This is a genomic window from Ralstonia sp. Ralssp110, from assembly GCF_047325135.1.
GTDB lineage: Bacteria > Pseudomonadota > Gammaproteobacteria > Burkholderiales > Burkholderiaceae > Ralstonia > Ralstonia mojiangensis.
In genome coordinates, this window is record NZ_CP168610.1 from 2,276,080 (window position 1) to 2,292,806 (window position 16,727).

Genomic DNA, 16,727 nt, shown 5'->3' on the forward strand with positions numbered 1-16,727 from the left:
GAGGCGGTTCCGGCATGGCCGGCGCACATTGGCTGCGCTGGCGGGAGGTATTGGGTTCCAAGCCGAACTTGCGACACAGAAATCGTGCAATGCAAAAATCGGCGCTAACAGGCGATTTTACCGGATTTCAGGGGGCTTCCCGCGCCTCTTTTTGCGGCAGGGGCGCTGTGTCAGGCGCGCGCGCCGTCTGCGCTGCAAGCCATGCCTGCACGGCAGGCACATCGAGAAAGTAGTGACACAACTCCCGCACGTCTTGGGGCGAGGCTGCCGGCCCTCCGGTCATCAGTACTGGCACCAATTCGTCAAACCGCGCTTCCAGCGCCGGATCGCTGTCGACGTCCACTTCATGCAGCACAAAAGAAAAACCGCGCCGGAGCGGCTCCAGCGCGTTCTTCATGTCGTCGCACAAGTGGCAGTACGTGCGTCCGTAGAGCGTCAGCTCGATCACTGGCCGCTACCCGAACGGGCCGCGCTCGGGCGCAGCGTCACCACCTGGGTCGCATCGCCACGGCGTACAAACACGGCCACCATGCGGTTTTTGTCGAGCTTGGCGACCACCTCGTTGAACTGCTTGGCGTTGGCAACATCGGTATCACCCACGCGCAGAATGAGATCACCCGGTCGAATGCCGACGCGCGCCGCCGGCCCTTCAGAGACCTGCACTTCAACGCCACTCTTGGTCTTGAACTCGCGACGCGCGCCGTCAGACAGGTCAGCCACCACCAGCCCCAGCGCATTCGGCTTGCCCGGACCCTGCTGGCTGTTATCAGGCTGCGCGCCCTTGGCGCGCTGCGCCACCTTCGTGTCGGCCTGCAACTCGGCGACCGTCACGGTCAGATCGCGCGTTGCGCCCTTGCGCCAGACCTGCACGGTAGCGCGCGCGCCCGGCTTGGTTTCGCCGACTTGGCGCTGCAGGTCACCCGCCTTCTCGACATCGCGCCCGTTGTACTTCAAGACGATGTCACCCGCCTCGATGCCTGCCTTGTCGGCAGGACCGCCCGATTCGACATTGCCGACATAGGCGCCGCGCGCCCGGCCCAGACCCAGCGACTCCGCCGCGTCCTTCGGCACGTTATCGATTGCCACACCGATGCGACCACGTGTCACGCGTCCTGTCGCCTTCAACTGCTCAGCCACACGCATCGCCTCGTCGATCGGAATCGAGAACGAGATGCCCATGTAGCCGCCGCTTTGGCTGTAGATCTGATTGTTGATGCCGATTACCTCGCCGCGCAGGTTGATCAACGGGCCGCCCGAGTTGCCTGGATTGACGGCCACGTCGGATTGGATGAACGGCAGGTAGTCGCCCGTATCGCGCCCCTTGGCCGACACAATGCCGGCAGTCACCGTATTGTCCAGCCCAAACGGAGAGCCGATTGCGAGCACCCACTCGCCTACGCGCACCTTGTCGGAATCACCGAGCTTCAGGCTCGGCAGCGCACTCGCTTCGACCTTGACGAGCGCCACGTCAGTACGCTTGTCCAGGCCGATCAGCTTGGCCTTGTATTCGCGCTTGTCGATCAGCGTGACATAGATGGTTTCCGCGCCTTCCACCACGTGTGCGTTGGTCAGGATGTAGCCGTCGCCCGAGATGATGAAGCCGGAACCGACACCGCGGCTCTGCTCCTCTTCCTGCTGCGGCGGCGCGTTGCGGCGCTTCTGGCCCTGCCCGGGCATGCCCGGCATCGGTACACCGAAGAAGCGGCGGAAAAATTCGGCCATGTCGTCATCGTTCGGACCACCCTGCTGCATACGAACCTTTTCGGTCGTGCGGATGTTGACGACAGCGGGGCTCACCTTCTCGACCAGATCGGCAAAATCAGGCAAGCCATACGTGCCCGTGGCCACGCTACCCGTGGCGTTCTGTGCGTGGGCCGGCGCCAGCGCGCTCCCAACCGCCACAGTGGCGGCAACGCACAGCAGACGCAAGGCGTGAACGGATCGAGCGGTACGCATGAAAGCTCCCCGGAACAAGAACAGATAGAGAATTGGCACTGCGCGACTACGTCGCGCACCCAAGATAGATGCCGGCTAGTGGTTATTGCGGCGCGCTGGCCGGCTTGTTGGCCGCGTTGGCGGACACCGGCTTGTAGTCGACTGCTGCGCCAAACTGCTTGATGGTAGCAAACGGGACTTCGCCTACGACCGTCAGCCAGAAATCGGCAACACGTCGTACCATCACATGCGTAGCGCCTTGTGAGATGAAGCCTTCGCGACGCGTTCGCTTTTCCGATACCGGCTCGATAAAGAGCGACAGTCCCGCCAATCCGTCGCTAAACACGACTTGCTGGACCTCGAAACCAGAACTGTTCTTTCCGGCTGGCGCAATATCGCCCAGCGGACGGCGCACCTCACGGATCTTCTGGAAGCCCTTGACGGGGCTGCCGATCGTCCAGCCTTGCTCGGCCAGATTAGTCGGCTGCGTCACGATCTCGTACTGATTCCAGCCGTTCAGGTTCTTGAGCGCAGTGACGATCTTCTGCTTTTCCGACGGCACACCCAACTCAACTTGCGAGAAGGCCACCTGTTCAAGCACCTTGCCGTCTTCACCAATGGTCTGGGCGCGCATCAACAAACCACTGTTGCGCTCCGCCCAGATTCGGTAGGCATAACGGTAGCCGTCCTTCGGATCGAGCTGGAAGACTTCGCAATCCATGCCCGCCACGCGCTCGGTCGGCAGATGGCGCATGTCGTATTGATCAAGCACATCGCCGTTGGTGGTGGCGAGCAGTGCGGGGAAGCTGTCCTTGTGCTCCTGCTTCTCTGTCACAACGAGTTTGACGTCGTAAATCAGGTTCCGGACGACGTCATTCTGGCGCAGCATCTCGCGCTGTTTGCCGTCCAGCGCTTCGACGCGCTCGTACTCGTTGTTGAAAAGATCAGCGTAGTGCTGGATGCGAGTGGAGTGCATGCCGGTGCCACGCTGGTACGTGAGCGTCCCGACATAGTTTTGCTTGAGCGCTGCGCGATGGATTTTGGCGAGCCAGGAGGCAGCCTCCTTGCGCGGCATTAGTTCTGCCTGCGGCTGAGCAGCTGTCGCCAGCGCCGAAACACACAGAAGAAGAAAAACCGACCGACGAACGGCCTGCAGCTTGCGGGCGCCTGCCCCGGCAACGGGGTGCCACACCTTCGACATGGATGCCCGCATTATTCCTGATTGGAGTCCTGGGTGTTCGCCACCCCATTGGCCACTGCACGCAGATACGGAACCACCATACCGTTGGTTGCTGATTGCCGGTGGGCGCTCAGGTATTCATCCAGCCGGGCGTCGCGGATCATCGGCGTATTGTCAGTGGCCGCCACGGTCAGTGCCTGTGCACCGGTAGCTTGCGTCGCTTTGGCGACCAATGCGGGGACACCATCAACGCCATCGGCAGTACCGCGCAGTTGCGGCACGACGACCCAGCTAACGGCCGCCACCGCCGCAGCCACGGCGGTCGTAGGCATAATCCGGCGGACCCAAGCCGGGCTGACCAGGAAGCGGTGCCTCTCTTGGGCCTTGGCACGCTGCGCTACAGCCGGCACCAGGAGATGCGGCTCGGCATCGAGCTTGGCCGAGAACCGGCTGAAGAAATCTTCAGAGGAACGCGTGTTCAGCAGATCTTCCGACCGGAGCACGTCGCCGATCAATTGATATTCGCGCCAATGCGCCGCGCCTTCGCCATCCTTGGCGAGTTCCACGGCAGACGACACCTCGTGCGCTGCAACTTCACCGTCCATCAAGGCAGAGATGCGTTGTGCGAACTCCACTTCTGCCGTTTGCAATTGAGCCTGACCCATTTCCCGACCCCAAAAACTCCAACGTCCAATCAACGATCCGAGAGAAGACTTCCCGAGGTTTCACCGTTTGCAGCCGCATGCGGCCGCCGGCTTGTCATATCGGCTGGCTACCACCGTTTGCCCTCAACTGTTCCCAGCAGGGGGCGCAATTTCTCGGCAATCGCTTCGCGCGCGCGGAAGATGCGGGACCGGACCGTGCCGATCGGGCATTCCATCGCTTCAGCGATTTCCTCATAGCTCAGACCCTCGATCTCCCGGAGTGTGATTGCGGTACGCAATTCTTCGGGCAGCGCTTCCATTGCACGGTTGACCGTTTCGGCCACCTGCTTGGTGTGCAGCATGGAGTCCGGCGTATTGATATCCCTTAGTAGCTCGCCGTCGGCAAAAGTTTCAGCCTCTTCGGTGTCGATATCGCTGGACGATTCCGGGCGCCGCCCCTGAGTCGCCAGGTAATTCTTCGCCGTGTTGACGGCGATGCGATACAACCACGTATAGAACGCGGATTCCCCCCGAAATTGGGGCAACGCACGGTAGGCCTTGATAAAGGCATCCTGTGCCACATCCTCGACTTCGGCCGGGTCACGGATCAGGCGCGAAACGAGCCGAATGATCTTCCGATGGTACTTGACCACCAGTAGCTCAAACGCTCGCTTGTCGCCTTGCTGGACGCGCTCGACGAGGATCTGGTCGGCTTCGCGTTCGCTCACGGATTCTTCACCTGCAGTGTATCGCCTTGAATTTATGTGACTTGGAAACGTTGTATTTTACCTACGACACACCGGACACCTGAGAAACCACCCGCGGAGGCCCCAGGCGCAACAGACTTCGCATACGACGTAGCGTCCCAGCGGAAAACCACGGCGGCATCAGCACGAAAATCTGTGGACACCATCCGCGACGTGCGACCCCGAGGACCAAGATGCGCTCACCCAGCGGCCATGACCATAACAGAGGCGCATTTTGGACCGCTTCTGGCGCTTCCCATCGGACCTGCCACACGGCTCGGCCGGGCTCCCCGTCTTCTTTGAGACGAGCGCGCCACATCAGTTCCATTGTGAGCGGCGAACGGTTCACCATCAACGGCAGGCACGCGGCCGCCGCCAACCCGCCGATGGCGCCCCAGGTAATCCAAGGTAATGCGGCGCCCCATGTTTTGATCGCCCAGAGCACAACCAAGCAAACAAGGGCGGCTATGCCAAACCGGCCGATCGCGCACAGGCGCCGATACGACGCTGGAAAGACAATGTGCTGGATAACCAAGGCAAAAGCGAAGCGGCACGCGCCGTGAGGCTACGTGCCGCTCTGTCTTACGGGCGCTTAAACACCAGCGTACCGTTCGTCCCGCCGAAGCCGAAGTTGTTCTTCACGGCCACGTCGATCTTCATGTCACGCGCGGTATTGGCGCAGTAATCGAGATCGCACTCGGGATCCTGGTTGAAGATGTTGATGGTCGGCGGCGACACCTGATTGTGCAGCGCCAGCACCGTGAACACCGACTCAAGCCCCCCCGCGCCGCCAAGCAAGTGGCCGGTCATGGATTTGGTAGAGTTCACGACGACTTTGCCGGCGTGATCTCCGAAAGCCGCCTTGATGGCTTCGGATTCGTTCTTGTCACCCAGCGGCGTGGAGGTGCCGTGCGCATTCAGGTAATGGACCTGATCCGCATTCATACCTGCATCGCGCAGTGCATTCAGCATGCAGCGGCGCGGGCCGTCCATGTTCGGCGCCGTCATATGGAACGCGTCGCCGCTCATGCCAAAGCCTGCGACTTCCGCGTAGATCGTGGCGCCGCGTGCCTTGGCCGACTCGTATTCTTCCAACACCATCACACCTGCACCTTCGCCCAGGACGAAACCGTCACGGTCCTTGTCCCAGGGGCGCGACGCGGTGGCCGGATCCTCATTGCGCGTGGACAGCGCGCGGGCAGCCGCAAACCCACCGATGCCTAGCGGCGAAACGGTCGATTCGGCACCGCCGGCCACCATTGCGTCAGCATCGCCCGCCTGGATAAGACGCGCGGCCAGACCAATGCTGTGCAGGCCAGTCGTGCAAGCCGTGACGGCTGCCAGATTCGGGCCCTTCAAGCCGAACATGATGCTCAAATGGCCGGAGATCATATTGATGATCGAACCCGGCACAAAGAACGGCGAAATCCGGCGCGGGCCACGATCGACGTAGGTCTGGTGCGTATCTTCGATCATCGGCAGACCGCCGATACCGGAACCGACCAACACGCCGATACGCTCCGCATTGGCTTCGGTGACTTCCAGACCGCTGTCCTTCAGCGCTTGCACGCCGGCAGCAATGCCGTAATGGATGAAGGTGTCCATGTTGCGGGCTTCCTTCGCCGGGATGTAATCCTCAGCGTTGAAACCCTTCACCTCGCCAGCGAAATGCACGGCCAGGTTCGACGGATCGAATTTGGTGATGGTGGCGATCCCGGACTTGCCGGCGACCAGATTGGCCCACCCCTCGGCGACCGAGTTCCCTACCGGAGAGACCAGCCCCAGGCCGGTTACCACTACGCGACGACGGCTCACTATGCTTTCCTGCAACTCTGTATCAGCGACAAAGGCCACAGAAAACGCGCCACCCGGTCAAACCGGACAACCGCCCTTTCTGTGGCCCGCGATGTCAAGAGATCGATTGACGCTTACGCCTTGACGTGGGCGGTCGCGTAATCGATAGCTTGCTGCACCGTGGTGATCTTCTCGGCTTCTTCGTCCGGGATTTCCATACCGAACTCGTCTTCCAGAGCCATCACCAGCTCAACCGTATCGAGCGAATCCGCGCCCAGATCGTTCACGAACGACGATTCGTTCTTGATGTCCGCTTCGGCCACGCCGAGTTGCTCAGCAACGATCTTCTTAACGCGTGCGTCGATGTTGTCCATTTAACCCTCCAGGGAAGTATTCGACAAAAAGTGCGCGCATTCTAGCAGGTTTGCGCGGTGAAAAACCGCGCCGGAATCCATGCAAAAAATGCGCCCAACATGATGCTAAAAGCCAGTTAAATCAGCGATCGCACAGGATTTTGCTTATGCGCTAAGCCCCGCATGACCGCCGCCGGGACGGCTTCCTTATCCCATGTACATGCCGCCGTTGACGTGCAGCGTCGAGCCCGTAATGTAGCCCGCCGCCGGTGACGCCAGGAAGGCAACCGCGCTGGCGATATCTTCAGGCGCGCCAAGGCGGCCCAACGGAATCTGCGCCTTCAGCGCGGTATGCTGTTCTTCCGACAGGACCTTGGTCATGTCGGTATCGATAAAGCCCGGCGCGATGCAGTTGACCGTGATGTTACGGCTGCCGATCTCACGCGCCAGCGCGCGAGCCATGCCTTCCACGCCCGCCTTGGCCGCAGCATAGTTCGCCTGACCCGGGTTGCCGGCGGAGCCAACGACCGAAGTGATGTTGATAATACGGCCTCCGCGCGCCTTCATCATCGGGCGCAGCACAGCACGCGACAGACGGAACACAGCGGAGAGGTTCGTGTCGATGACCGACACCCATTCGTCGTCCTTCATGCGCATCGCCAGATTGTCCTGCGTGATGCCCGCATTGTTGACGAGAATGTTCAGGCCGCCGTGCGTCTTGATGGTTTCGTCGATGACGGCCTCGCAGCGCGCGGCGTCATTCACGTTGAGCACCACCCCCGAACCCTTCACGCCCGCTTCGGTGAAGTACGCGGTGATAGCTTGCGCGCCGGCTTCCGACGTGGCCGTACCGACCACCGTCGCACCTTGGCGTGCGAGTTCCAGCGCAATGGCCCGGCCAATGCCGCGCGAGGCACCGGTAACGAGAGCAACCTGATTGTTCAATGCTTGGGTCATACGAATCCCGTTGATTATTTGAGTTGGCCCAGCACGGCTTCCAGCGACGCCGGATCGAAGATCGCGTCGCCGACGATCTCGCCGTCGATACGCTTGACCAGACCTGCCAGCACCTTGCCCGGGCCGCACTCGACCACGCGGGTAACGCCGTCGGCCTTCATCTTCTGGACCGTCTCAACCCAGCGCACCGGCGATGCCGCCTGACGCACTAGCGCATCCTTGATGGTAGCCGGGTCGTTCACCACAGCCACGTCCACGTTATTGATAACGGGGATTACCGGCGCGTTGACCGTCACGTTGGCGAGATACTCGCGCAGACGATCCGACGCCGGCTTGAGCAGCGACGAGTGGAACGGCGCGGACACCGGCAGCGGGAGTGCGCGCTTGGCACCCTTGGCCTTGGCGATTTCGCACGCCTTCTCGACAGCAGCCCTGGCACCGGCGATCACCACCTGAGCCGGCGCGTTGAAGTTCACGGCTTCGACCACACCCGCACCCGAAGCTTCGGCGCATGCGGCGCGTACGTCATCATCCGACAGGCCGAGGATCGCAGCCATGCCGCCCTCGCCCACCGGTACGGCTTCCTGCATCGCCTTGGCGCGGAAACGCACCAGCGGAACAGCGTCTTTGAACGCGATGGCACCTGCGGCCACCAGCGCCGAATACTCGCCGAGGCTATGGCCGGCCACGACGGTCGGCGTCGGGCCACCGGCGGCCTGCCATGCTCGATAGACAGCAACAGCCGCCGTCAGCATGACGGGTTGCGTATTGGTCGTCAGGTTCAGCTCTTCAGCCGGGCCTTCGGCAATCAGCTTGCCAATGTCCTGGCCCAGCGCGTCGGACGCCTCGGCCAGCGTGGCCACCACGGCCGGATGATCGGCAAACGCATTGAGCATGCCGACCGATTGCGAACCCTGGCCGGGGAAGACGAAAGCGAATGTCATGGCTCGTATTGTTCGTTCTGGAAATTCGTCGATCAGAAGCGCAGCAGCGCGGCGCCCCAGGTAAAGCCGCCACCCACACCCTCGAGCATCACGTGCTGACCGCGCTGAATGCGGCCGTCGCGCACAGCAACGTCGAGCGCTAGCGGAATCGAGGCTGCAGACGTGTTGCCGTGCTCGTCGACGGTCACGATCAGGCGCTCGTTGGAGAGACCCAGCTTCTTGGTCGTGCCCTGCATGATGCGGATGTTCGCCTGGTGCGGAATCAACCAGTCGACTTGCGAGGCATCGAGCTCCGCTGCCGCCAGTGCTTCACGGGCAACCTTGTCGAGCACCGTGACGGCCAGCTTGAAGACAGCCTGACCATCCATGTACAGGAAGGCGCTACCCTGGATCGCACCTGCGGCCACGTTGCCTGGCACGCATAGGATGTTGGCGTGGCTTCCGTCGGCATGCAACGCAGTCGACAGGATGCCCGGCTCATCAGAAGCCTGCAGCACCACGGCGCCGGCGCCATCGCCAAACAGGACGCAAGTGGTGCGATCGCTGAAATCGATGATGCGCGAGAAGACTTCCGAACCAATCACGAGCACATTGCGGTACGCGCCCGAGCGGATAAATTTGTCGGCGGTCGCCAGCGCGTAGACAAAGCCGGAACACACAGCCTGCACGTCGAACGCAGGGCAGCCGTTGGTAATACCAAGCTTTTGCTGCACCAAGCACGCCGTGCTCGGGAACACGAAATCCGGCGTGGACGTCGCCACCAGGATCAGGTCGAGCTCGGAACGATCGATGCCGGCGGCTTCGATCGCGCGCTCGGCCGCCTTTACTGCGAGGTCACTGCACGTGACATCAGGTTCGGCGAAATGACGCGCCCGGATGCCGCTGCGCGAGACGATCCATTCGTCGCTCGTCTCAATACCCTTCTCGGCCAACTGGGCCGCCAGTTCGTCATTGGTAACCCGCTTGGGCGGCAGGTAACTGCCCGTACCGATGATCCTTGCGAAACGTGTCATGTGCGGTGGGGTGATCTGACTCGGGAGCGACGCGTTCAAGCAGCGTCGGCGGCCGGAGTGGAAGTGGAGACCGGCGCAGCGCCCGCTGCGTCATGGTGCGATTCGAACGCCTGCGCAATGCGGGCGATCACGCCGTTGGCCGCAGCGTCATAGGCACGCTTGATGGCCCATTCGAACGCGTAGGCGTCGGCCGAGCCGTGGCTCTTGATGACCAGACCACGCAGGCCGAGCAGCGCGGCGCCATTGTAGCGCCGATGGTCTACGCGCCGCTTGAAACGCGTCAACACTGGCAGCGCCACGACGGCGAGCAGCTTTGTGAACCACGAGCGGCTGAATTCCTGGCGCAGCATCTCACCGATCATCTTGGCCAGGCCTTCGGTGCTCTTGAGCGCCACGTTACCGACAAAGCCATCGCAGACAACAATGTCGGTCGTGCCCTTGAAGATGTCGTTGCCTTCAACGTTACCGAAGAAGTTCAGGTCGGAAGCGCGCAGCAGCTCACCCGCCTGCTTGACGACCTCGTTGCCCTTGATGACTTCTTCGCCGATGTTGAGCAGGCCAACAGTCGGGCGAGGCTTCTGCTCAACGACCGACACCATCGCCGAGGCCATCTGCGCGAACTGCAGCAGGTGCTCGGGCTCGCAGTCGGCGTTGGCACCAAGGTCCAGCACGGTGGTGCCGGCACCTTTCTCGTTCGGGATGGCGGTAGCGATGGCCGGGCGATCGATGCCGTCCAGCGTCTTGAGAACGTAACGCGACACCGCCATCAACGCGCCGGTATTGCCAGCGGAAACGCACGCTTGGGCGGCGCCTTCCTTGAGCTGATTGACGGCCACGCGCATCGAAGAATCTTTCTTCTTGCGCAGCGCCACCTCAACCGGATCGTCCATCGACACCACCTCGGAGGCGGGAACGATGTGGACGCGCGGGTTCGCGGTAGCGTGAAGTCGCTTGAGCTGCGCCGCAATGGCGTCGGGCTGCCCAACGAGCAGCATTTCGACGTCTTCGTGTGCGGCGAGAAAATGGATCGCTGCAGGGATTGTCACGCCAACGCCGTGATCACCACCCATGCAGTCGATGGCAAGCTTGATGGTCATGCGAGTCTGAGTTGCGGTTTCACGTGCGGCTCCGGCCGTTGGCGCGCGTATGGTACACAAACCGGTACACGCATTGCCGAATTTCGCTCAACAAAAAAGCGGCAAATTGGCTTGCCGCTTTTTTGCTTGCATCATGAACCTGTGCGTTCAGACCAACCCAACACGCTTGCCAGAAAACTGGCAAATCGCATCAGTCGTTCTTGGTCTTCACAACCTTGCGGCCACGATAGTAGCCGTTCGGGCTCACGTGGTGACGCAGGTGCACTTCGCCGGTGGTCGGCTCGACGGCGATCGGGGCCGTCGTCAGGAAATCGTGCGAACGATGCATGCCGCGCTTGGACGGCGACTTCTTGTTTTGTTGAACAGCCATGACTGACTCCTAAGCAATTTGATCGATTTTATCACATCACACGGAGCCGGAGCGTAGCCATTCCGGTAGGCGTGTGAAACGTACTGCCATCAGCGCGCGCAAATACTCGCGCACGCCTAATGTTTGGTCTTCAGGTTAGCCAGCACCGCGAACGGCGACGGCTTCTTTTCAGCATCAGCCTCTTCCGGCAACACCTCATCCGGGCAGACTGCATGACGCGGTGACACCGGCAACGCCAGCAACAGCTCATCTTCGATCTGCGTGATCAGATCAAAGTTGCGCGAGCCGACGATGACATCAGCCTCATCGTCATCCAGCGGAGCGGCATCGGCATCGGCCTCTGAGCGCATGACTTCCAGTCGCGTGCACACCGGCAGAGGCTGCTCGTAAGCCTTGAGGCATCGCTGGCATTGCAGCCAGACCGCCCCATCCACTTCGAGATCCACGAAGAGACGCTGGCGGGGCAACTGACCGGCGGTAGCCTCCTCACGCACCAGACCCTGCAACTGCCAACGGAATTGCGTGTTGGCATCAGCGGGAGCATCCGCAGCCTGCTCGGCCAGCAGGCGAGGCATATCGGTCAGATTGACTGTACCGCTTGCCGGCTCACCCGCGCGAATGAACGCGAAAAGATCGAATGCACGAAAATCCACGAATCGAACCTGCTAAACGCGTTGCTGTTGGTGCGCGAACCGGATCGACCGCCCTGCAGCGCCCGACACCTTGCGCCTGGGCGCTCGGTTTGCGACACTGCGCGGCCAAACCGCGAAACGCGGGATTATAGCGGGCAGAAACCTCTGGCGTCAAAAGGTTTTGCTCAAAATCTACTGCATCTTCAAGCACTTATGACTTCTGCATCGCGTCCGCCGCTCATTCTGGCCTCCAGCTCGCCATATCGGCGGGAATTGCTCGAACGCCTGCGCTTGCCGTTTGAGATTGTGGTACCGAACATTGATGAGACCCCCGCCCCGGACGAGTCGCCCGACCAGACCGCGCTACGCCTGGCCCGGCAAAAGGCGGAGAAGGTCGCAGCAGGCTATCCCGGCGCGCTGGTCATCGGCTCCGATCAGGTCGCCACGCTGGACGGTGAGCAGGTTGGCAAGCCGGGCGACCACGCCCGCGCACTGGCACAACTGCACTGGATGCGTGGACGCACCGTCACATTCCATTCAGCGTTGTGCCTGTACGACGGGCGGACCGGGCAACACCAGAGCGAGGACATTCGCACGCTGGCGACCTTCCGCGATCTTTCCGACGAGGAATTGGACGCCTACTTGCACCTGGAACACCCATACGACGTTGCGGGAAGCGCCAAATCAGAAGGTCTGGGCATCGCCCTGCTCGAACGCGTGGAGTCATCGGATCCGACCGCCCTGGTTGGCCTGCCGCTGATCGCCCTGACCAGCATGCTGCGCAACGTTCACTACCCGCTCTTCGCCTGAACCATGGCCGGTACGCTTTACCTCATTCCAAATACGCTGGGCTCACGCGATGCGGCTGATCCGCTCCCTGAGGTAATTCCGGCTGGCGTGCAGCAGATCACCGCGCGACTCGATTACTTCGTCGCTGAACACGCCAAGACGGCGCGTGCGTTGCTGAAAAAGCTGGCCGAGACTACGCCGCTGGCGCGCCCACTGCAGGAAATCACCATCCGCGAACTGAACGTCAAAACGCCGGAATCGGAACTGGAAGCACTGCTGGCGCCAGTGGCTGCCGGCCAGGACGCTGGGCTGATGTCGGAAGCCGGGGTGCCGGCGGTGGCCGATCCGGGCGCGAATCTCGTGCGCCTCGCGCACCGACGCGGCGTGCGCGTAAAACCGCTGGTGGGGCCGAGTTCGATTCTGCTGGCGGTGATGGCGTCCGGATTGAACGGCCAGAGCTTTGCGTTCAACGGCTATCTGCCCGTCGACGCCGCTGAGCGTAAGACCAAGCTGCGCGCATTGGAACAGCTTTCACGCACTGCAGGGCAAACACAGGTGTTTATCGAGACGCCGTACCGAAATGGCGCGTTGCTCGAGGCCATTCAGGCTGGCTGCGCGCCGAGTACCCTGCTCTCGATTGCGGTGGACCTGACGCTGCCCGACGAGCAGGTCGTCACACTGCCCGTGAGCGACTGGCGCGCCGACCGCATGAACCTGCACAAGCGGCCGGCGATCTTCTCGCTGCTGGCGCGATAGCGCGCCTCTTCCTTCTTTACTCCTTCATCAGCAGCTTAAGCTGGCCCGTAGCGGCCAGCGCCTTCACCGCGCCCGCCCCCATCGCCGTGCCGAGCTTGCGCGCTACACGCGAGGCGAAGTTTTCCTTGACGGTGTAGTCGACCACGTCCGGCGCCTTGATAACGCTGCGCGCCACAAAGTCCGAGCTGCCGATCGCATCAGCCAGGCCAAGGTCCACAGCCTTGGCGCCCGTCCAGAACAGACCCGTGAACAGCGTCGGATCGGCCTTCAGACGGTTGCCGCGGCCCTGCTTCACCACATCGATGAACTGCTGGTGCACCTGATCGAGCATTTCCTGCGCATACTGTTTTTGCTGGGGCGACACGGGCGAGAACGGATCGAGCATCCCCTTGTTCGAGCCGGCCGTAAGTAGGCGGCGCTCGACGCCCACCTTGTCCATCAGCCCAGTAAAGCCGAAGCCGTCCATCAGCACGCCAATCGAGCCGACAATGCTGGCCTTGTCGACGTAAATCTTGTCTGCCGCGGCGGCCACGTAATAACCGCCTGACGCGCACATCTCTTCGACCACGACGTACAGCGGAATCTTCTTGTATTTGGCGCGAAGACGGCGAATTTCATCGTTGATCATGCCCGCCTGCACCGGCGAGCCGCCCGGCGAATTGATCTTCAGGATCACACCGACGGTGTTGTCGTCTGCAAACGCAGCCTGCAACGAGGCGTTGATGTTCTCGGCGCTGGCGTTTGTGTTGGCCGCAATTTCACCATCGAGCGTGACAACCGCCGTGTGGCGGCCCGTGCTAACGGTTTCGCCTTCCAAACTGGCGAACGCGTAAATAAGCACCCCGATCAGGCCCAGCGTCACGAAGCGGAAAAAGATGCGCCAGCGGCGCGCGGCGCGCTGCTCACGGACGGTTGCCATCAAGACTTTTTCCAGCACCTCACGCTCCCAGCCGCTGCCCTGCGCGGATGCTGCTGGCGCAGATGCCGAGGCCGGCCTGCCTGCGGCCGAGTTACGCAATTCAGCCTCGAGCGGATGATCAGCGTGCTGGGCGACTTCCAGCGCTTCTGGTTTGCCTGCACCCTCATTTGGGGCGTCGTCTGGCCCTTTCGGCGGAATCGAGTCGGTCATAGACAAGGAGAAAAACGGTCGAGAAGAAAAACTGCGCTGCTAGGCGGAGGGGGTTGGCTCCGGCGCGGACACGGGCACCCGAAATAGTGCATCCGGCTGCCACCAGACTGCGCCGTCGCGCTCCGCCACCGCAAGTTTGGACAAATGCGAGCCCCGGCACGGGCCGCCGACGCACCGGCCAGTATCTGGTTCGTAAATGGCGCCATGCGTTGCACACATCAAATACAGGCCCGAGCTTTCGAAAAACTGGCCTTCCTGCCAGTCCATTTCCATCGGCACGTGCGCGCACTGGTTCAAATAACCATGGACGCCACCCGCGTAACGGACAACAAACGCGCTGACGAGCCGCCCCCGCACCTCCACCTGAAACCGGACCCCAAGGCCGCCATCTTCCAGCGCAGTGCTTTCGCACACACGGATCTGTTCCGCCATATCAGGCATGTTGCGTCAGCCAATTGTGTAAATCGGGAACCGACTTGGCGCTATACAACGGCGTAAGGGAATCCAGCACATCGGCAGGATGCGCGCCGTATGTGACGGCTACGCCAGCGGCGCCCGCATTGGCCGCCATCTGCAGATCGTGGGTCGTGTCGCCAATCATCACCGTGCGCTCGACCTCCATGCCGAGATCGCGCGTGAGTTCGAGCAGCATCGCGGGGTGCGGCTTGGAGAACGTCTCATCGGCGCAGCGTGTGTTGTCGAAGACGCCCGTCAGATTCGTCGCCTCCATTGCACGTTGCAGGCCAACGCGGGATTTGCCCGTCGCCACCGCCAGCAGATAGTTCTGGCGGCGCAGCGCTTCCAGCATTTCGCGCACGCCCGGAAACAACACGAGATGCGCGTCGCGGCTGAGGTAATGGAAGCGATATCGATCGGCCAGCTTGCCGTAGTCGGCAGGATCGAGCGTGGGGACCGCATATTCAAGCGCATCCCGCAGGCCCAATCCGATCACGTGACTCGCCCGCGCGTCGTCGGGCACGGGCAGATCAAGATCCCGGCAGGCTAGCTGGATCGACCGGGTGATGGCCGACGTCGAATCCATCAACGTGCCATCCCAGTCGAAAACGATCAGGTCAAAACGCTGCTGCGGCATCAGAATCGGGGCCCTTGAAAGCGTTGAGGAAATCGGCACACTCGGCGGGCAACGGCGCATTGAACGTGATGGTTTCTCCGCTTTGCGGATGCGTCAACTGCAGGCGATGCGCATGCAAGAACATCCGCGCCAGTCGCGGCGAAGCATTCGCACGTGACAGCGCCTTGTTCAGGGCGAAATCGCCATACTTGTCGTCGCCCAGGATAGGGAAACCGGCGTGCGCAAGATGCACACGAATCTGGTGCGTGCGCCCGGTCTTCAGCTCGGCCTCCAGCAACGTGTAGGGACCAAACACCCCTACTTTGTTGAAGATCGTGTGCGATGCCTGCCCGTCGGCCTGCACACGCACCCGGCGCTCGCCTTCGGGCGTGGTGTATTTGTGCAGGGGCGACTTGATGTGTTGACGCTTGTGCGGCCAGACGCCCTTCACAGCCGCAAAGTACCGCTTGTCCAACTGGCCTTCACGGATCTGCTCATGCAGCGCTACCAGCGCAGAGCGCTTTTTGGCGAGCAACAGCACACCCGACGTTTCGCGGTCGAGCCGGTGCACCAACTCTAGAAACTTCGCGTCCGGGCGAGATTGGCGCAATTGTTCGATCACCCCGAACGCCACCCCGGAGCCACCGTGCACGGCCACCCCTGCGGGCTTATCGATCACCAACAAGTGCGTATCTTCGTGAAGGATCGTGAATTCTGCCGCCGGAACCGGGCGCGCGGCTTCTACCTGCTGGGCGATCCGCAGCGGCGGAATACGAACCAGGTCGCCGAGTTTCAAGCGGTATTCCGCATCGATGCGACCCTTGTTAACCCGCACCTCGCCGGAACGCAGGATGCGGTAGATATGGCTTTTGGGCACGCCCTTGGCCACGCGCATCAAGAAGTTGTCGATGCGCTGACCTTCAGCGTCCTCGCCGATTTCAACATAGGCGACCGACTTGCTGTCGAGTGCATCGCCGAGTGTGCCACGTCCGGCCTGTTGAATGCGGCCATCAAATGGATGGCGTAACTCATTCATTTTCAATATAATTTTCTCGCTGGACAGTCGTTTAGGCGCCAGCAACAGCCGGTCGGAACGAAACAACAGGTATTGTACACAGCCACCGTTTCGGTCCGGAACGCGCCGATCTCTCGCCCACTTGTGTTACAAAGCTAATCACGTGGCCGACTAATCGGCACGAAAGCAGCACGCACCGCTGTCCCACTGAGCAGGACGTGAACCAAAGATCACGTCGGCTCCGTCGGCCAGCGTAGAACGAGCAGCTGGTAGAACAGAATTCAAAGGCGGGCGCCACATG

General features: G+C 61.6%; 19 protein-coding genes. 2 read left to right on the top strand and 17 right to left on the bottom strand.

The window, feature by feature from the left end; translation table 11 throughout:
* Positions 1-127: 127 nt before the first annotated feature.
* From ACEN9T_RS19570 to ACEN9T_RS19630, 13 genes are all read right to left on the bottom strand, one after another.
* Entirely contained in the window at positions 128-448 is a 321-nt protein-coding gene (locus tag ACEN9T_RS19570) for a glutaredoxin family protein (RefSeq protein WP_024976101.1), read from the bottom strand.
* Positions 445-1,956, bottom strand: coding sequence for a DegQ family serine endoprotease (locus ACEN9T_RS19575; RefSeq protein ID WP_413706809.1), 1,512 nt, complete (start codon positions 1,954-1,956; stop codon positions 445-447). Before ACEN9T_RS19575 ends, ACEN9T_RS19570 begins: the two co-directional genes overlap by 4 nt.
* 82 nt (positions 1,957-2,038) lie before the next feature.
* Positions 2,039-3,136 (bottom strand): MucB/RseB C-terminal domain-containing protein, encoded by a 1,098-nt coding sequence (locus ACEN9T_RS19580; RefSeq protein ID WP_413706810.1) that lies wholly within the window; start codon positions 3,134-3,136, stop codon positions 2,039-2,041.
* 11 nt (positions 3,137-3,147) lie between these two features.
* Entirely contained in the window at positions 3,148-3,780 is a 633-nt protein-coding gene (locus tag ACEN9T_RS19585; RefSeq protein ID WP_413708482.1) for a sigma-E factor negative regulatory protein, read from the bottom strand.
* Between the two features lie 107 nt (positions 3,781-3,887).
* Complete coding sequence (gene rpoE / locus ACEN9T_RS19590; RefSeq protein ID WP_004635646.1) at positions 3,888-4,487, bottom strand: RNA polymerase sigma factor RpoE; 600 nt, start codon at positions 4,485-4,487, stop codon at positions 3,888-3,890.
* A 600-nt stretch (positions 4,488-5,087) separates the two neighbouring features.
* On the bottom strand, positions 5,088-6,320 hold the full coding sequence (fabF, locus tag ACEN9T_RS19595; protein WP_092971575.1) for a beta-ketoacyl-ACP synthase II: 1,233 nt from the start codon (positions 6,318-6,320) through the stop codon (positions 5,088-5,090).
* A gap of 113 nt (positions 6,321-6,433) precedes the next feature.
* Positions 6,434-6,673, bottom strand: a complete 240-nt coding sequence (acpP, locus tag ACEN9T_RS19600) for an acyl carrier protein (protein ID WP_004635650.1) — start codon at positions 6,671-6,673, stop codon at positions 6,434-6,436.
* Between the two features lie 186 nt (positions 6,674-6,859).
* A complete protein-coding gene (gene fabG, locus ACEN9T_RS19605) occupies positions 6,860-7,609 on the bottom strand; it encodes a 3-oxoacyl-ACP reductase FabG (RefSeq protein WP_413706811.1) in 750 nt (249 codons plus the stop codon).
* A gap of 14 nt (positions 7,610-7,623) precedes the next feature.
* On the bottom strand, positions 7,624-8,553 hold the full coding sequence (gene fabD, locus ACEN9T_RS19610; RefSeq protein ID WP_413706812.1) for an ACP S-malonyltransferase: 930 nt from the start codon (positions 8,551-8,553) through the stop codon (positions 7,624-7,626).
* Between the two features lie 32 nt (positions 8,554-8,585).
* The gene (locus ACEN9T_RS19615) at positions 8,586-9,566 is read right to left on the bottom strand and encodes a beta-ketoacyl-ACP synthase III (protein ID WP_092971578.1); all 981 of its coding nucleotides are present in this window, start codon (positions 9,564-9,566) and stop codon (positions 8,586-8,588) included.
* A gap of 35 nt (positions 9,567-9,601) precedes the next feature.
* Positions 9,602-10,663 carry a phosphate acyltransferase PlsX gene (gene plsX / locus ACEN9T_RS19620; protein WP_413706813.1) on the bottom strand — a complete coding sequence of 354 codons (1,062 nt, stop codon included), beginning with the start codon at positions 10,661-10,663 and terminating at the stop codon, positions 9,602-9,604.
* A 190-nt stretch (positions 10,664-10,853) separates the two neighbouring features.
* Positions 10,854-11,033 carry a 50S ribosomal protein L32 gene (gene rpmF / locus ACEN9T_RS19625; protein WP_003268823.1) on the bottom strand — a complete coding sequence of 60 codons (180 nt, stop codon included), beginning with the start codon at positions 11,031-11,033 and terminating at the stop codon, positions 10,854-10,856.
* 116 nt (positions 11,034-11,149) lie between these two features.
* The gene (locus ACEN9T_RS19630) at positions 11,150-11,686 is read right to left on the bottom strand and encodes a YceD family protein (protein WP_092971580.1); all 537 of its coding nucleotides are present in this window, start codon (positions 11,684-11,686) and stop codon (positions 11,150-11,152) included.
* 192 nt (positions 11,687-11,878) lie between these two features.
* On the opposite strand from ACEN9T_RS19630, the gene ACEN9T_RS19635 reads away from it, so the two are divergent.
* A complete protein-coding gene (locus ACEN9T_RS19635) occupies positions 11,879-12,475 on the top strand; it encodes a Maf-like protein (protein WP_092971581.1) in 597 nt (198 codons plus the stop codon).
* A gap of 3 nt (positions 12,476-12,478) precedes the next feature.
* A complete protein-coding gene (locus tag ACEN9T_RS19640; RefSeq protein ID WP_413706814.1) occupies positions 12,479-13,210 on the top strand; it encodes an SAM-dependent methyltransferase in 732 nt (243 codons plus the stop codon).
* Positions 13,211-13,226: 16 nt separating this feature from the next.
* Here ACEN9T_RS19640 and ACEN9T_RS19645 read toward each other — a convergent pair whose 3' ends face one another.
* The 4 genes from ACEN9T_RS19645 to ACEN9T_RS19660 are packed head-to-tail and all read right to left on the bottom strand — an operon-like array spanning position 13,227 to position 16,447.
* On the bottom strand, positions 13,227-14,339 hold the full coding sequence (locus ACEN9T_RS19645) for a S49 family peptidase (RefSeq protein WP_413708483.1): 1,113 nt from the start codon (positions 14,337-14,339) through the stop codon (positions 13,227-13,229).
* Positions 14,340-14,378: 39 nt separating this feature from the next.
* Positions 14,379-14,780, bottom strand: a complete 402-nt coding sequence (locus ACEN9T_RS19650) for a Rieske (2Fe-2S) protein (RefSeq protein WP_413706815.1) — start codon at positions 14,778-14,780, stop codon at positions 14,379-14,381.
* Positions 14,773-15,432 (bottom strand): HAD-IA family hydrolase, encoded by a 660-nt coding sequence (locus ACEN9T_RS19655; RefSeq protein WP_004635673.1) that lies wholly within the window; start codon positions 15,430-15,432, stop codon positions 14,773-14,775. The genes ACEN9T_RS19650 and ACEN9T_RS19655 overlap by 8 nt, the downstream gene beginning before the upstream one ends.
* Positions 15,413-16,447, bottom strand: coding sequence for an RluA family pseudouridine synthase (locus ACEN9T_RS19660; RefSeq protein WP_413708484.1), 1,035 nt, complete (start codon positions 16,445-16,447; stop codon positions 15,413-15,415). Before ACEN9T_RS19660 ends, ACEN9T_RS19655 begins: the two co-directional genes overlap by 20 nt.
* Between the last annotated feature and the right edge of the window lie 280 nt (positions 16,448-16,727).